16 protein-coding genes are annotated in these 14,425 nt (G+C 69.7%); 9 read left to right on the plus strand and 7 right to left on the minus strand.

Annotation, left to right across the window (positions count from 1 at the left end):
- Window positions 1-20 precede the first annotated feature (20 nt).
- Together JI752_RS15300 and JI752_RS15305 are read left to right on the plus strand one after the other, a co-directional pair.
- Window positions 21-470: a DUF6714 family protein gene (locus JI752_RS15300; protein WP_216965675.1), complete on the plus strand. Its 450-nt coding sequence runs from the start codon at window positions 21-23 to the stop codon at window positions 468-470.
- A gap of 134 nt (window positions 471-604) precedes the next feature.
- A complete protein-coding gene (locus tag JI752_RS15305) occupies window positions 605-1,351 on the plus strand; it encodes a glucose 1-dehydrogenase (protein ID WP_216965677.1) in 747 nt (248 codons plus the stop codon).
- 131 nt (window positions 1,352-1,482) lie between these two features.
- Here JI752_RS15305 and JI752_RS15310 read toward each other — a convergent pair whose 3' ends face one another.
- From JI752_RS15310 to JI752_RS15320, 3 genes are all read right to left on the minus strand, one after another.
- The gene (locus JI752_RS15310) at window positions 1,483-3,018 is read right to left on the minus strand and encodes a hypothetical protein (RefSeq protein WP_216965679.1); all 1,536 of its coding nucleotides are present in this window, start codon (window positions 3,016-3,018) and stop codon (window positions 1,483-1,485) included.
- Window positions 3,019-3,082: 64 nt separating this feature from the next.
- Window positions 3,083-3,934 carry a hypothetical protein gene (locus JI752_RS15315; protein ID WP_216965681.1) on the minus strand — a complete coding sequence of 284 codons (852 nt, stop codon included), beginning with the start codon at window positions 3,932-3,934 and terminating at the stop codon, window positions 3,083-3,085.
- 57 nt (window positions 3,935-3,991) lie between these two features.
- The gene (locus tag JI752_RS15320) at window positions 3,992-4,399 is read right to left on the minus strand and encodes a DUF2784 domain-containing protein (protein WP_216965683.1); all 408 of its coding nucleotides are present in this window, start codon (window positions 4,397-4,399) and stop codon (window positions 3,992-3,994) included.
- A gap of 63 nt (window positions 4,400-4,462) precedes the next feature.
- Here JI752_RS15320 and JI752_RS15325 point away from each other — a divergent pair, with 63 nt between their 5' ends.
- Both JI752_RS15325 and JI752_RS15330 read left to right on the plus strand, forming a co-directional pair.
- Window positions 4,463-5,086 carry an HAD-IA family hydrolase gene (locus JI752_RS15325; RefSeq protein ID WP_216965685.1) on the plus strand — a complete coding sequence of 208 codons (624 nt, stop codon included), beginning with the start codon at window positions 4,463-4,465 and terminating at the stop codon, window positions 5,084-5,086.
- 208 nt (window positions 5,087-5,294) lie between these two features.
- Window positions 5,295-6,512, plus strand: a complete 1,218-nt coding sequence (locus JI752_RS15330) for an MFS transporter (RefSeq protein ID WP_254200925.1) — start codon at window positions 5,295-5,297, stop codon at window positions 6,510-6,512.
- Window positions 6,513-6,669: 157 nt separating this feature from the next.
- Here JI752_RS15330 and JI752_RS15335 read toward each other — a convergent pair whose 3' ends face one another.
- Window positions 6,670-7,893: a serine hydrolase gene (locus tag JI752_RS15335; protein ID WP_216965690.1), complete on the minus strand. Its 1,224-nt coding sequence runs from the start codon at window positions 7,891-7,893 to the stop codon at window positions 6,670-6,672.
- A gap of 291 nt (window positions 7,894-8,184) precedes the next feature.
- Between JI752_RS15335 and JI752_RS15340 the strand changes: the two genes are divergently transcribed.
- Entirely contained in the window at window positions 8,185-9,312 is a 1,128-nt protein-coding gene (locus tag JI752_RS15340) for a PAS domain-containing sensor histidine kinase (protein ID WP_216965692.1), read from the plus strand.
- 102 nt (window positions 9,313-9,414) lie between these two features.
- Here the strand turns inward: JI752_RS15340 and JI752_RS15345 are convergent, their stop codons facing one another.
- The gene (locus JI752_RS15345) at window positions 9,415-9,945 is read right to left on the minus strand and encodes a hypothetical protein (RefSeq protein ID WP_216965694.1); all 531 of its coding nucleotides are present in this window, start codon (window positions 9,943-9,945) and stop codon (window positions 9,415-9,417) included.
- Between the two features lie 315 nt (window positions 9,946-10,260).
- Here JI752_RS15345 and JI752_RS15350 point away from each other — a divergent pair, with 315 nt between their 5' ends.
- Window positions 10,261-10,662, plus strand: coding sequence for an SRPBCC family protein (locus JI752_RS15350; RefSeq protein WP_216965696.1), 402 nt, complete (start codon window positions 10,261-10,263; stop codon window positions 10,660-10,662).
- A gap of 249 nt (window positions 10,663-10,911) precedes the next feature.
- Here the strand turns inward: JI752_RS15350 and JI752_RS15355 are convergent, their stop codons facing one another.
- Window positions 10,912-11,400 carry a hypothetical protein gene (locus JI752_RS15355; RefSeq protein WP_216965698.1) on the minus strand — a complete coding sequence of 163 codons (489 nt, stop codon included), beginning with the start codon at window positions 11,398-11,400 and terminating at the stop codon, window positions 10,912-10,914.
- A gap of 127 nt (window positions 11,401-11,527) precedes the next feature.
- Window positions 11,528-11,947 (minus strand): GFA family protein, encoded by a 420-nt coding sequence (locus tag JI752_RS15360; RefSeq protein WP_216965700.1) that lies wholly within the window; start codon window positions 11,945-11,947, stop codon window positions 11,528-11,530.
- 137 nt (window positions 11,948-12,084) lie between these two features.
- Here JI752_RS15360 and JI752_RS15365 point away from each other — a divergent pair, with 137 nt between their 5' ends.
- From JI752_RS15365 to JI752_RS15375, 3 genes are read left to right on the plus strand one after another with little or no spacing between them, the layout of a single operon-like run.
- Window positions 12,085-12,693, plus strand: coding sequence for a TetR/AcrR family transcriptional regulator (locus JI752_RS15365; protein WP_216965702.1), 609 nt, complete (start codon window positions 12,085-12,087; stop codon window positions 12,691-12,693).
- Window positions 12,690-13,148 carry a PaaI family thioesterase gene (locus JI752_RS15370; protein WP_216965704.1) on the plus strand — a complete coding sequence of 153 codons (459 nt, stop codon included), beginning with the start codon at window positions 12,690-12,692 and terminating at the stop codon, window positions 13,146-13,148. Before JI752_RS15365 ends, JI752_RS15370 begins: the two co-directional genes overlap by 4 nt.
- Before the next feature lie 49 nt (window positions 13,149-13,197).
- Entirely contained in the window at window positions 13,198-14,388 is a 1,191-nt protein-coding gene (locus JI752_RS15375) for an acetyl-CoA C-acyltransferase (protein ID WP_216965706.1), read from the plus strand.
- Window positions 14,389-14,425: the final 37 nt, after the last annotated feature.

A 14,425-nucleotide genomic window follows, 5' to 3' on the forward strand; every position in this document is an offset into this window, starting at 1 on the left:
CGCGTAGTCGGCGCCCTGCCATGGACGATAAGCAGCTTCGGTTCGAGATTGCCCGCGCGTTCGCCGACGTTCCGCAGCCCGCGAAGTCGGCCATCGCCCCGCACGATTGCCTGGAATGCGACGAGCTGCGCGTGGCATTGGCGCCGTACGCCTGGCACGACGTGCCCGGGAAGGTCCTCGACGCCTGTCGATTTGGCATGCCGCTGTTGTCGGCCGATGCCAAGCAGCACTACCTGCCGGCCTGGCTGCTGCGCTCCCTGGACGAACACGAGGTCGCCGGCGACTATCGTTCCATCGTCGTATTTGCGCTCGACCGCGATCATCGCTGGGATCCAACGCGCCCGTATACCGCCGAGCAGCGCGCGGCGATCCTGCGCTACCTGGACTTCGTGTGCGCGCAGGAAACATCCGAATGGGAAGCGCAGGACATCGAGCGGGCACGCGCCAGCCTGTACGTGCGGCTGCGCTGAGGAACATCCCAACGGCGGGATTCTGACTCCCCCGTATCCCGTCTTTTGCCCCGGCACCGCGGGACCAAGCTCATTGGGGGGCGGAGCGCCGATACCCGGCGCCTTCGCGTTCTCTCTCCCATCAGGAATTCGAAATGAGCAAGCTCGCAGGAAAAGTGGCCATCGTGACCGGTGCGTCCAAGGGCATCGGTGCCGGCATCGCGCAGGCGCTGGCCGCGGAAGGCGCGTCCGTCGTCGTCAATTACGCCTCCAGCCAGGCAGGCGCCGACGCCGTGGTCGAGCGCATCACGCAGGCCGGCGGCCAGGCCATCGCCGTGAAGGCCGACGTATCGAAGGCCGACGAGGCGCAGGCGTTGATCGACGCCACCGCAAAGGCGTTCGGCCGGATCGACGTGCTGGTCAACAATTCCGGCGTGTATCAGTTCGCGCCGCTGGAGGAGATCACGCAGGAGCAGTTCCATCGCCAGTTCGGCATCAACGTGCTCGGACTGCTGCAGACCACGCAGGCGGCCTCCAAGCACCTGGGCGACGGCGCCAGCGTGATCAACATCGGTTCGGTCGTGTCGCACATCACCTTGCCCGGCACTGCGGTGTACACCGCCACCAAGGGTGCGGTGGATGCCATCACCGGCGTGCTGTCGCGCGAGCTGGGTCCGCGCGGCATCCGCGTGAATTCGATCAATCCGGGCATGGTGGAAACCGAGGGCGCGCACGATGCGGGCGTCATCGGCTCGGATTTCCACGCCGATACGGCGGCGCAGACGCCGCTGGGGCGCATCGGGCAGCCGGAGGACATCGCGCGCGTGGCGGTGTTCCTGGCGTCGGATGACTCGCGCTGGGTCAGCGGTGAGCTGATCAAGACGGCGGGTGGGTTCCGCTGAGTTTCGGCTGCACGGAGCTCGTCGCTGACGCGGCTTCCGTTCCTGCTTCTGCCGTTTGCCCCTCCCCTGCAAGCAGGGGAGGGAGTTCTCCCGCGGCGGGGCAAGCAGTTCCCGCGACGAAGAAGGCAGCTTCAATCCATCGAGTCGTCAAGATAAAGCTCGTAGTGCGCGATCCGACCCACCGGCGCCAGCGCCTCGCGCACATCGGCGCGGGCCAGCAGCGTGTCGCGTGCCGCGCGCGCCGCGACGTCGCCGGGCAACGGCGCCGGGCGCAGGAAGTCCTGGATCCATCCCAGCACCGCGCCGCGGTCTTCGGGTGAAGCGAGCAACGCGCGCACGCGCTGCGCCGCCTGGTCGACGTCGCCTTCCCGAAGCAGCGCCGAGACATAGAGCAGTTCACCGTCCTTGCGGTGATCGCGCAAATAGGCCAGTGCCCTGCGGGCGCCGCGCCGGTCCTGTTTCTGCAGCGCCGCGCAGTGGCGCACGCTCTGCTCCACCATGCGGCCGTAGCCGCTGATGTCGTCGCCCAGCACGTCGATCGCGCGCAGCGCATCGACGGGACGTTCCAGGCTGCAATGGAACACGCCCAGGTTCAGCGCCTGGCTGATGTTCTGCTCGCCGCCCTCGGTGAGCTGCGCGGCGCGCTGCAATTCGGCCAGCGCTTCGTCGGTGCGGCCCAGGCGCCGCAGCGCGGTGGCGCGGTAGTTCATCAGCCAGACCTGCGGGTCGAGGTCCTCGAAGGCGGGCGAACCCGACGGCGCCGCGGCGATCTCATCGAGCGTACGCGTGGTCATCTCGATGGCCTGCTCGTTCTGGCCCGCAGTTAGCAGCGCACTGGCGAGATACGAGCGCACCCGCAGGTCGTCGGGCGTGGCGCCCATCTGTTGCGTGAGCGCATCGACCTGCCTCTGCGCGGCGCGCTCGGCGTTCGTCGACCAGCTGTCGGCGGCCATCGCGCCGTCGAAACGTTTGTCGCTGCGCAGGCGAATCAGCGGCTTGGCGGCTTCGATGCGGCGGATCACCGCGCGTGCCGTTTCCGTGTCGCCGCGGTCCATCGCTTCGACGGCCAACTCGTACCACGCCTCGGCCTCGCCGCCGAGGCGGCTGCGCCAGTTGGCGTTGAGCAGCGCCTGCAGCAGCGCGAGCCGCTCGGGCGACCCGGTGGTGGAGCGGTACACCAGTTGCAGGATGTACTGCTCGCGCACGTTGGGCAGCGCGTCGGGCCAGCGCTCGACGACTTCGATGAAGGCGACGGCGCCCGCGTCCGGACGGCCCAGGTCCATTTCCAGCATGGCGACGCGGTACCAGTCGTCCGGATCGGAATCGTCCTGCGCGAGCGCGCGCCGGTACAACGCCAGCGCCTGTGCGCCCTGGTCCTGCTGGATCGCCATCCAGCCCGCCTTCGACAGCGCGGCGCGTTGCTGTGCCGGTTCCAGCGAAGAGAACTGCGGATCGTCGAACACGCGCGCGAACGCCTGCTGCGCACTGGCGGCCTGGTTGGTCCGGGCCAGCGCGTGCGCGGCGGCGAGTTGCTGCCGGAACCATTGCTGCTGCGGATCGGTGGCGCCGACGGACGGCGGCGGAGTGTCCGCGGCGGCCGTCGCCATGCCGGCGTGGTTCGACAGGGCCAGCCCCACGGCCAGCAGAAGACTGCGCTTGACGTGCATCGCTCCACCTCCCCAGGCGTGGGGGCGAGTGTAGCCACATCCCGACCGGCCCGGTCGAGCGCGGTCAGAACGTGAAGCGCAGCGCGATGGCCGCGAACGCCGTCGATTCGGCATCCACGTCGATGCGCGCGCCGGTGTCGTCCTCGAAGTCGTGGTGGCGGTCGAACTCGCTGCCGATCTTTGCGGCGATTCCCCAATGCGATGCGAAACGCCAGTCGGCGGTGAGCGCAGCGCGCCAGGCTTCGACGGTGTAGTCGAAGTCCGCGCCGTCGCGTTCGTCGCTCACGACATGCCAGCGCGCGCCGGCGGGCGCGACTTCGATGCCCAGACGCCACGCGTCGTTGGGCCGCCAGTGCGCGTGCGCGCGCGGCCAGCCGAGTTCGAGCGCGAACGACGCAGCGGAGTAAGTCACTGCCGCGATGGGATACAGCTCCGGATCGCCGAAACTGTCGTCGTACGCCGCGCCCAGTCGCCAGCCCCAGCCTTGGTCCTCACCGCGCTCAACGGTCGCACGTGCGTAGAGATTGAAATCATCGCCGGTGCTGCGCGAGAACAGGTCCTTGAAGATGTTCGACGAGGTGGCGACGGTGGGAATCGCCGCGAGGGTCACGGAGGTCGCGCCCCGCGAGGTCCATTCGATTGGAATGGCGAGGCGATGCAGGTCGCGGTCGCGCGTGGGCAGGCCTTCGTAGGAGTAATGCGTGTAGAGATAGTCCGCGCCGATAGCGAATCCGTGGCCGAACGTCGGCGTCCACGCGCGCAGTCCCGTTTCGAAGCCCTCCATGCGCGCCGTGCCCAGGCGCGCATCGTCCAGGTGCAGGTAATGCGCCTGGACTTCGCCCTCGCGCGGCTGCGCGAACGCGTCCGGCGCGAGGCCGAGCGCGGCGAAGAGCGTCAGGATCCCGGAGCGGGCCATGGAGACGATCCCGTGCGATGCCGGCGGAGGATAACGCCGCAGGGCTTCAGGCGATGTCTACGTCGCGCGGCGACGCGTCGGCGGCACGATGAACCACGCCAGCAGCACCAGCGCCGCGAACGCGCTGTACGCGGCGACGAAGCTCCACCACGGCGCGTCGAAGAAGATCAGCCGCGAGAGCCAGTGTTCGATGAAGGATTCGCCGTACGCAGCCTGCCCCGCGCGTCGGCGCAACGCCTGTTCCCACACGGTGAGCGGGCACAGCGCGCCCAGCCACGCCTGCAGTGCGATGAACACCATCAACAGCACGTGCGTGAGGCGCCATCGGAAGCCGCGCACCCACGGCCAGCGCGTGCGGCCGACGAAGATGGCGATGGCGCCCAGGATCACGAACGCGACGATGCCCACATGCACGACGAGGATCGCATCGGCCAGCAGGGCGGCGAGGGCGGGCGTGGGCTGCATGCGCGCACTGTAGCCATCTTCAGGCGCATGGGCGCTCACACGCGCTCGTGCACAATCGCCGGCATGCGCTATCCCCTGGTGATCTTCGATTTCGACGGCACGCTGGCCGACTCGTTCCCGTTCTTCGTGGAGGCGCAGCATGTGCTGGCGCGGCGGCATGGGTTCGACGCGATCCCCGAAGACCGCATCGACGAGATGCGCCGGCTGGGCACGCGCGAATTGCTGGACCGGCTCGGCTTTCCGAAGTGGAAGCTGCCCATCGTCGCGGCGGATTTCATACGCACCATGCGCGATGCGCCGCCGGTGCCGTTGTTCCCGGGCGTGGCGGACGTGCTGCGGCACCTGCGTGAGGGTGGCGCGCGGCTGGCGATCCTCACGTCCAACTCCGTCGACAACGTGCGGCGCGTGCTCGACGCGGATGTGATGGCGGCGATCGAGCGGATCGACGGCGGCGCGCACATGCTCGGCAAGCATCGGCGCATCGCGCGGATGCTGAAGGACGCCAGGACCGACGCTTCGCAGGCGATCTACGTCGGCGACCAGGTCAGCGACGGCGAGGCCGCACGCCGCGCGGGTGTGGCCTTCGGTGCGGTCGGCTGGGGCTATGCGCACGCCGACGCGCTGCGCGCGGCGGGCGCGGAGGAGTTCTTCGAGTCGGTGGCGGATTTGCGGCGGTTGGCGGGATAGGGGCATGAGGCATGGCGATCGCTGTCTTGAGCGCATCGCGCCTGGTCATACGTCACCCCGTTCGTCCTGAGCGCAGGCGCGCAGCGCAGAAGTCGAAGGATGAACGGGGTACGCGAGCGGCGGGGAGCAGCTCCCGCGCCCGCCTGTGAAGGGACCCCCATTCAGCCCCGGGGTCGCATCCCCTGCTGCAATGCAACATAATTCCCCCATGACCCCCGCACTCTCCCCCGCGCCGGCGACGCTCTCGTCGCGGCAGGTCACCCTGATCCTGTTCGCCCTCGCGATGGGCGGCTTCGCCATCGGCACGAGCGAATTCGTGGTGATGGGCCTGATCAGCGACATCGCCCGCAGCCTGGGCGTCAACGAGCCGCAGGTCGGCCACGTCATCAGCGCCTACGCGCTGGGCGTGGTGGTCGGTGCGCCGACGTTGGCGATCCTCGGCAACCGGATGTCGCGGCGCAGCCTGCTGCTGTGCCTGATGGGGTTCTATGCGTTCGGCAACCTCGCCAGCGCGCTCGCGCCGGGCTACTACACGCTCATGTTCGCGCGCTTCGTCGCGGGTCTGCCACACGGCGCGTACTTCGGCATCGCCGCGCTGGTGGCCGCACGCATCAGCCCGCCGGAGCAGCGCGGCCTCGCCGTCGGCCGCGTGATGCTGGGTCTGTCGATCGCGCTGCTGGTGGGCAATCCGCTGGCGACGTGGCTGGGGCAGGCGTTCGGCTGGCGCTGGGCGTTCGCGCTGGTGTCGGTGCTGGCGCTGGCGACGGTGGCGATGACGATGCGCGTGCTCCCGCGTGGCATGAACGCACCGCGCCCGGACGCGCTGGCCGAGCTGCGCGACTTCAACCGCAAGCCGGTGTGGCTGGCGCTGGGCATCGGCGCGATTGGCTTTGCCGGCATGTTCTGCGTCTTCAGTTACCTGGCGCCGACGCTGGTGCACGTCACCGGCGTGCGCGAGTCGTTCGTGCCGTTCGGCCTGGTCGCCTTCGGCATCGGCGGAATTCTCGGCACGCTGGGCGGCGGCTGGTTGTTCGATCGCTACGGCTTCCGCGCGGTGCCCAAGGTGCTGCTGTGGTCGATCGGCGTGCTGCTGGCGTTCCCGCTGGCCGCGCATTCACCGTGGTCGGTGCTGCCGGCGGTGCTTGCCGTGGGCACGATGGGCGCGCTCGCCACCGTGCTGCAGGCGCATCTGATGGACGTGGCGCGCTCGGCGCAGACGCTGGCCGCCGCATCGAACCATTCCGCGTTCAACTTCGCCAACGCGCTCGGCCCGTGGCTGGGCGGCATGGCGATCACCGCCGGTTACGGCTGGACGTCGACCGGTGTGGTCGGCGCAGCGACGGCGGTGGCGGGACTGTTGATCTATGCGTGGGCGCGTGCGGATCTGCGCCGCGGTGAAGTGATTGCGGTGGACGAGGCGGCGTAAGGTCGCAGGCGCTTGCGGAGCTTTCGTCGCGAACAAAACCGTCATTCCCTGGACGCTGCAAGTTCGGGCTGCCGATCAGAGTTGATGCGCCGGAGGGTTGGATGGTGCCGCCGTTCGGCGGCCCAAAAGACCCCGCCTGCGCGGGAATGGCAGCTATTCAAGGCACTGCACGCGCCAAGCCTTCCTCCACTTCCGTAAACGCAGAACGCGCGCCGCGCGGCGCATCGGGAACACCGGTCGCGAAATACGCCACGCCCGTACCCGACGCGCGATCCACCCACACGCCCGACAGCAATCCGTAAGCCGCTCCCGCGTGGCCCACGCGCGCGACGCCGTCGCCGAAGGGATCGTCGCGACAGCCTTCCTGCTTTGTCGCCAGCGTCTGCACGGCCAGTCCGTAGCGGCAATAGAAGCCGCGCTGCGACTGGCTGCTGTCGTCTTCTTCCACGGTCAGGCCGTTGCCGGGCGCGTAGGTCCACAGCGGCTGTTCCATCGCGCGGACGGATGCAGCGGAAAGCAGCCGCACGCCATCGACCTCGCCCTCGTTCAACAGCAATCGGCCGATCTTCGCCAGCCCGTTCGCCGAGATCCGCAGCCCGCCCTGCGGCGAGAACAGCGCGCCGTTGCGTCCGACCTTCCACAACGACAAGTCGCAGCCACCGTCGCGGGAACGGTTGACCGCACACGCCGGCTTGCGCCCGCCGTTGTCGTCGCGCACCGGCTGGCGTTGCGCGTCGTACAGCACCACCGCGCGCGCGGCCGTCGCTTCGTCGCAGCTGTCCCAGTTGAAGCACGCGTCCAGGTGCAGCGGTGCGAACACCAGGCGTTGCATCAGCCGGTCGAAGCGCTCGCCCGTCGCCTGTTCCATCGCCGAGGCGACGACGGCGAAGTTGAGGTTCGCGTAACGGAAGAACGCGCCCGGCGCGTGCGTCGCGTCCCATGCGCGCGGGTCGTCGGTGACCGCGTGCAGCGCGCCGTCGAGCGGCACGGCGTAGTAGCCGGCGGCGTCGGTCAGGCCCGCGCGGTGCGAGAGCAGCAGGCGCAGCGTGATCGGCGCATCGGGAAAGGCCGGGTGGCGCAATCGCCAGCCCAGGAGCGGGGAGAGGTCGGCGTCGAGGTCGAGCTTGCCCTGTTCCACCAGCCGCATCGCGCCGATGGCGGTGACGAGCTTGGAGATCGACGCGACGCGGACGGGGTCGTCGGCGCCCACGGCCCGCGCGGCCGCAACGTCCGCCAGCCCCCGCGCCTGCGTGGACACCACGCCGTCGCGGTCGAAGGCGATGCGCACGCTGGCCACGGGCTCGGCGGCACCGGCGACGGACGGTGCGAGTGCGGCCAGCGTGAGGAGCAGTGCGAGCGTGCGGAAGCGAATCGGCGTCATGGAAGGAGCCGTGGGAGCCGGAGGCCCGCAGCGTAGCCGCTTCGCCGTGGGCGGATGGCGGAATGACCCTTCTCCCGTTCACGGGAGAAGGTGCCGGCAGGCGGATGAGGGCGAGGGTGGCGGGATCGTCCGGACACTCGCTTTGCCCAGCCCTCACCCCAATCCCTCTCCCGCAGGCGGGAGAGGGGCTATGCGGGGGACTCGCAGACACTGAACGCCCAGGCGTCCGCCTTCACGGGGCCGCGAGTCGTCCCGGGCGCACACTCCCGGAACCTTCCGGGGAGATAGCGAATGGACACCCATGCGCTGCGCCCGATGGTCGACGAACAAGTCATCAAGGACATGCTGTGGGCGTTCGCCGTGCGTTCGCCCGAGCACGCCGCGCTGCTGCTCAGCGAGGAAGGCGAGGTGAGCTGGACCAACGCGGGCGCGGAGATCATCCTCGGCGCCGCGCCGGGCGGGCTGGTGGGCATGAACATGGCGCGCTTCTTCCTGCGGCGCGATGCCAACGCCGGCATTCCCGAACACGAACGCGTCGAGGCACGGCATCGCGGCACCGCATCGGACGACCGCTGGATGGCGCGTCTGGACCGTTCGCGCTTCTGGGCCTCCGGCGTGACGGTGCACCTGGGCGGCGAAGTGCCGAGCTGCACCTTCCTCAAACTCTTCCGCGATCTCACCGAAGTGAAGATGCAGATGGAGAGCAGCCGCGAGCGTTGCCGCGCGGCGACCGAAGCCAGCGAGGGCAAGAGCGCCGCCATCGCCCTGCTCGCGCACGAGCTGCGCAATCCGCTGTCGGGCATCAGCCTGGGGATGGGCGTGCTGCAGCGCCGCTGCGAGGGCGTGGCGAACATCAACGGCGCCATGGAGGCGATCGAGCGCAACGTCACTCTGGCCGCGCGGCTCATCGATGACCTCATGCACCACAGCAAGGTGCACGCCGACGGCTTCTGCCTGGAGCGCAGTCGCTGCAACCTGCGCGAGCTGCTGGAGGCGTCCTCGGACATCGCGCGCCGGCAGATGGAGCAGGACGACCGCACGCTGCGCGTGCTGGTTCCGCGTGGCGACATCGAAGTGCGCGTGGACCGGATGCGCATGCAGCAGGTGTTCGTGAACCTCATCGCCAACGCATTGCGTTACACGCCTGTGCCGGGAAGGATCTGGGTGAGCGGCACGCTGGAAGGGTCGGAGGTGATCGTGCGCGTGTCCGACGAAGGCGTGGGCATCGCGTCGGAACGGCTGGAGCGCTTGTTCGAGATGTTCACGCTGTCGCGCATGGAGACGTCCAAGCTCGGCCTGGGGTTGGGCCTGGCGCTGGTGAAGAAGATCGTGGAGCTGCACGGCGGCAGCGTGCAGGCGCGCAGCGAGGGGCCGGGGAAGGGCAGCCAGTTTGTCGTGCGCTTTCCTGCGCATGATTGAGCGGCAGGAAGGCGATCGGTGCTGCTTTTTGCTTTTCCTTCTCCCCTTGAGGGAGAAGGCGGCGCGAAGCGCCGGAAGAGGGGACGCGCGCGGCGCGCTGCCCTACAACGCACCCGTCCGAACGTGGAACCCCAGTGCCCCAGCCACCATGCGCAGCGCCTCGTCGTCGCGCTGGCGGGTGATGAAGCCGGCCTGTGCACTTTCGCCGGTCTCGTAGGTCCACAGCGTGTAGTGGTGCTCGCGCAGGCGGTCGAAGGCGACGTTCACCAGCGCCGGCACTTCGGCATGAGCGAGGAATTCATCCTCGTCGGTGTCCTCGCCCCAGTCGATGCGCAGTCCCAGGCGCGAGGCGAGCTCGTCGAGCACATCGACCAGGCCCGCCGGATCGGTGTCGTCGATGTAGAAACCCGAGCGCCAGTCGATCACGTCGCGCAGCACGGCGACCGGGTCGGCGCCGTCGGCCAGGGCTTCCCGGCAGGCGTTGAACTGCTCCATCGCGGCCTCGTCGTCGCCGGGGTTGATGAGCAGCAGGAACTGCCAGGCGACCGCTTCCATCGCGGCCTCGTCGTCGATGTCGGCTTCGTTGTGGAAGGCGCGGGCGAAGTTGTCGTCGGGGTCGTATTCGGAATGCATGGCCGCGGCGCCGGGCGTGGGGCGCACAGGATACGGCGCGGCAAGTGCAGGCACCGAGGCGACGCTGCGTGAGGCGGCAAAAAAGAAGGGCTGCGGCAAACGCCGGCAGCCCTGAAAGGAGTGGACGCCTGGGGGAAGGGGAGGCGTCCGGCCGACTCGCACGGCCGCGGCCAGAGTCGCCGCGGGCGCACATCGGAACCATCGGACGATTCCGAAACCGACGCGGCCTTTCGTCGGAAGGCGCAGGGCGGGCGTGGCGGTCGCGCGGCGGCGGCGTCAGGCTGTGCGCACCGTCCGATCGTCGGGAGCCTGCGCATGGCCTCGATTCAACGCGACATCGACGTGGAAGTCCCGCTGCCCACTGCGTGGGATGCGCTGCGCGACGTCGGCCGTATTCACGAACGGCTGGTGCCCGGCTTCGTCGCCGATTGCCGAATGGAAGGCCGCGTGCGCGTGGTGACCTTCGGCGACGGCACGGTGGTGCGCGAGCCGATCCTCGACATCGACGAAGCGCGACACCGCGTCGCCTGGGCGGCGGTCGGTTCGTTCGAGCACTACAACGCGTCGGTGCAGGCGTTCGAACGCGACGGCGGCGGGACGCGCCTGCGCTGGATCGCCGACCTGCTGCCTGACGAAGCCGCGCCGAAGGTGGCCGGCATGATCGAAGAGGGGCTGCGCACGATGAAGCGAACGCTGGAGGCGGCGACGCGCGCTTGATGAGCGAGGTGGTGAACCTGATGCGCTGCGGGCCTGGGTCCCGGCCCTTCGACAAGCTCAGGACAGGCCTTCGCCGGGATGACGGGTTTGAGGGGGCGGTTCGGAGCCCCTCTCCCGCACGCGGGAGACGGGTTGGGGTGAGGGCGGCGGAGTACCGAAGCTCGCACTCGCGGCTCGCCCAGCATCACCTCGGAAATAAAAAGCAGGCCCGACCGCATCGACACCGACGCGGCCGGACCCAACCGGAGGTCACGGCAGCGCGGTGCCCTGGTCGGCGATCGCGAGCCAGCGGCGCCCGTCGTGGCTGTACGTCACGCCCGTCAGCGCGCGCTGGCGGAAGCCGATGCGCGGGATCTCGTACACGGTCTCGTACAGGATGAAGGCGGAGTTGCAGCCGTCGACGACGCGGTAGAGCTCGGTCCAGCTCCACTGCGCTTCGCGGTTGGCGAAGTGGCCGGCCAGCGCGGTCATGATCGCGTCGATGCCGGTGAACTTCGCACCGCTGCCGAACACGGTGATGGCGCGGTCGTCGTGCACGGCGCGGAAGGTGTCGGCGTCGTAGTCGCGGAAGGATTCCATGTCCATGCGCTGGGCCAGTTCGAACTGGCGCGCGCAACCGCGGGCGCCGTGGTCGCCGCCGTGACCGCCGGCGAACGCGGGGGAGAACGCCGCCAGCGACAGCAGGGAAACGGCCGCGAGCACGCCGCGGCGCAGGATCGACGGGGAGTGCATCGTCATCGTCATGTCCTCGAGTGGGGAAGGCAGGGCGACGTTAGGCGTGCAAGCGGTCCCTTTCGAGAGCCAATGAAACGCGTATCCGTTGGGCCAATCTGCCCGGTGCAGGCACCCATCGGCGATGACGCCGTCAGGCGGGTTCGGGCGCCATCGGCGGGAACTCGCGATGGCGCGGCAGGCCGTCGGCGATGCCGAGCCAGGGCAGGCGCTCGGCCTCCCAGTAGTGGAACTGCGGGGGCAGCCGCGCCGGTTCGTCGAGGCTGCCCAGGGTGAGGTCGATCAGGCCGGGCAGGTAGTCGGCGGTGAAGCTGAGCGAGGTGCCGCATCGGGCGCAGAAGCCGCGGCGCGCGTCGGGGGAGGACGCGTACTCGGCGGGGCGATCGTGCATGAACTCGACGAGATCGGCGTCGAACATCGCCCAACCCACCGCCGGAGCGCCGGTCGCGCGGCGGCACATCGTGCAGTGGCACAGCGCCACCATCGTCGGTTCGCCCTGCACGCGGTAGCGCACCGCGCCGCATTGGCAGCCGCCTTCGTAGGCGATGGACATGGGCGTGCTCCTGTCGGGGATGAGAGAACACAGCGTCGCAGCGGCGCGTTGATCGCAGTTGCTGAATGCGCGGCTCTGGCACTGGCACGGGCGGGTCGCCTGAGTAATATGACGTTCGTCATATAAGCCACTCCGCCATGCGCTACGACGCCGACCACAAGCACCAGACCCGCCAGCGCGTCCTGCGCGCCGCCGCGCGTGCGCTCCGTGCCGACGGCCCGCACCGCATCGGCGTGGCCGGGGTGATGCGCGATGCCGGGCTCACGCACGGCGGCTTCTACGCGCACTTCGCGTCGAAGGACGAACTGGTCGCCGCGGCGATCGCGCAGATGTTCGACGACGCACTGGCGTACTGGGCGCGTTGCCGCGAAGGCCGCGACGACGCGCATGCGCTCGCCGCCTACTTCGGCCTGTACCTGTCGATGGCCCATCGCGACGCGCCCGGCAAGGGTTGCCCGATCGCCGCGCTCGCCAGCGATCTGCCGCGTCTGGACGCGCCATCGCGTGCGGCGTTCGCCGCAGGCGTGGAACGACTGGCGGACGCCATCGCGCAGCCGCTGGCGAGATTGGGCCAAGGCGATGCGCATGCACTCGCGAGTTCGGTGCTGGCCGAACTGGTCGGCGCGATCACGCTGGCGCGTTGTGAGGTCGAACCCGCCCGCGCCGAGGCCCACCTGCACGCCACGCGCCAGCAGTTGGGGCGACGCCTCTCTCTCGACATTCCCCCGCTGGAGAAACCCGCATGAGCCTGGTCGATGACGTTGCCGCCGGACAGGACGGCCTGTCGCAACTGCGCGCGCTGATCGCCTCCGGACGCAAGCCCGGCATCCTGAAGTCGCTCGACTTCGATTTCATCGAGGTCGAGCCCGGCTTGGCCGTGTTCGCCGGAACCCCCGGCGACCACGCCTACAACCCCATCGGCATGGTCCACGGCGGCTATGCGGCGACGCTGCTGGATTCGGCCTGCGGCTGCGCCGTGCATTCGCGCCTGAGCGCGCAGCAGGCGTACACCACGCTGGAATTGAAGATCGCCTACCACAAGGCGATCACGCGCGAGACCGGCCCGCTGCGTGCCGAAGGTCGCGTGATGTCCATCGGCCGCCGCGCCGCGTTCGCCGAGGCGCGTCTGATCGACGGCGAAGGCCGCCTGCACGCCTCGGCCACCTCGACGCTGCTGGTCTTCGATCGCCCCGTCGCCTGAGTTCGCTTCCCCCACCGCATCGCCCCGCGATGCCCGCACGAGTTTCGCCATGACCTCCCACGATCCCGTCGTCATCGTTTCCGCCGCCCGCACGCCGCTGGGCCCCTTCCTCGGCGCGTTGTCGCCTGTGACCGCGCCGCAGCTCGGCGCGCACGCCATCCGCGCCGCGCTGGAACGCGCCCACCTCGCGCCCGAACGCGTGAGCGAAGTGCTGATGGGCTGCGTGCTGCCCGCCGGCCAGGGCCAGGCGCCGGCGCGCCAGGCCATGCGCGCGGCCGGCCTGCCGGACGACGTCGGCGCGACCACCGTCAACAAGGTCTGCGGTTCGGGCATGAAGGCGACGATGCTGGGCCACGACCTGTTGCTCGCCGGCTCGGCGGATTTCGTCGTGGCCGGCGGCATGGAGTCGATGTCGAACGCGCCGTACCTGCTGGCGAAGGCGCGCGGCGGTTACCGCGTCGGCCACGACCGCATCTTCGACCACATGATGCTCGACGGCCTGGAAGACGCATACGAACCCGGCCGTGCGATGGGCGAGTTCGGCGAGGCCGCCGCGCAGCGTTACGGCTTCGACCGCGCCGCGCAGGACGACTACGCGATGGAAACGCTGCGCCGCGCGCGCGAGGCGATCACGACGGGCGCGTTCGCCGACGAGATCGTGCCAGTCACTGTCCCGGCGAAGGGCGGCGATATCGTCGTCGACACCGACGAGCACCCGCTGAAGGTATCGCCGGAGAAGATCCCGACGTTGAAGCCCGCATTCGCCGCCGACGGCACCATCACCGCCGCGAGCGCGTCGGCGAACGCCGACGGTGCCGCCGCGCTGGTGCTGACGCGGCGCTCCGTCGCGCAGCGCGAAGGGCTGCCGATCCTGGCCGAGATCCGCGCCCACGCCACGCACAGCCAGGCGCCCGCCTGGTACACGACCGCGCCGATCCCGGCCATCGAAAAGCTGCTCGAACGCACCGGCTGGGCGGTCGGGGACGTGGACCTGTTCGAGATCAACGAGGCCTTCGCGGTCGTCGCGATGGCGGCGGCGCAGGAGCTGGGCATCCCGCGCGATCGCCTGAACGTGAATGGCGGCGCATGTGCGCTCGGACATCCTATCGGCGCCACCGGCGCACGCCTCATCGTCACGCTGTTGCACGCCCTGCGCCGGCGCGGGCTGCGGCGCGGCGTGGCCGCGCTGTGCATCGGCGGCGGCGAGGCGACGGCGATCGCGCTGGAAATCACCGGCTGAAAATCGCCGTCGCGCAGATCCCGAACATCCGGTCTTT

It is taken from the genome of Lysobacter sp. MMG2 (assembly GCF_016735495.2).
Lineage (GTDB): Bacteria > Pseudomonadota > Gammaproteobacteria > Xanthomonadales > Xanthomonadaceae > Lysobacter_J.

Coding starts and splice junctions, on each gene's coding strand:
- JI752_RS15300 (WP_216965675.1), top strand. CDS start 21: ATGGACGATAAGCAGCTTCGGTTCGAGATTGCCCGCGCGTTCGCCGAC.
- JI752_RS15305 (WP_216965677.1), top strand. CDS start 605: ATGAGCAAGCTCGCAGGAAAAGTGGCCATCGTGACCGGTGCGTCCAAG.
- JI752_RS15310 (WP_216965679.1), bottom strand. CDS start 3,018: ATGCACGTCAAGCGCAGTCTTCTGCTGGCCGTGGGGCTGGCCCTGTCG.
- JI752_RS15315 (WP_216965681.1), bottom strand. CDS start 3,934: ATGGCCCGCTCCGGGATCCTGACGCTCTTCGCCGCGCTCGGCCTCGCG.
- JI752_RS15320 (WP_216965683.1), bottom strand. CDS start 4,399: ATGCAGCCCACGCCCGCCCTCGCCGCCCTGCTGGCCGATGCGATCCTC.
- JI752_RS15325 (WP_216965685.1), top strand. CDS start 4,463: ATGCGCTATCCCCTGGTGATCTTCGATTTCGACGGCACGCTGGCCGAC.
- JI752_RS15330 (WP_254200925.1), top strand. CDS start 5,295: ATGACCCCCGCACTCTCCCCCGCGCCGGCGACGCTCTCGTCGCGGCAG.
- JI752_RS15335 (WP_216965690.1), bottom strand. CDS start 7,893: ATGACGCCGATTCGCTTCCGCACGCTCGCACTGCTCCTCACGCTGGCC.
- JI752_RS15340 (WP_216965692.1), top strand. CDS start 8,185: ATGGACACCCATGCGCTGCGCCCGATGGTCGACGAACAAGTCATCAAG.
- JI752_RS15345 (WP_216965694.1), bottom strand. CDS start 9,945: ATGCATTCCGAATACGACCCCGACGACAACTTCGCCCGCGCCTTCCAC.
- JI752_RS15350 (WP_216965696.1), top strand. CDS start 10,261: ATGGCCTCGATTCAACGCGACATCGACGTGGAAGTCCCGCTGCCCACT.
- JI752_RS15355 (WP_216965698.1), bottom strand. CDS start 11,400: ATGACGATGCACTCCCCGTCGATCCTGCGCCGCGGCGTGCTCGCGGCC.
- JI752_RS15360 (WP_216965700.1), bottom strand. CDS start 11,947: ATGTCCATCGCCTACGAAGGCGGCTGCCAATGCGGCGCGGTGCGCTAC.
- JI752_RS15365 (WP_216965702.1), top strand. CDS start 12,085: ATGCGCTACGACGCCGACCACAAGCACCAGACCCGCCAGCGCGTCCTG.
- JI752_RS15370 (WP_216965704.1), top strand. CDS start 12,690: ATGAGCCTGGTCGATGACGTTGCCGCCGGACAGGACGGCCTGTCGCAA.
- JI752_RS15375 (WP_216965706.1), top strand. CDS start 13,198: ATGACCTCCCACGATCCCGTCGTCATCGTTTCCGCCGCCCGCACGCCG.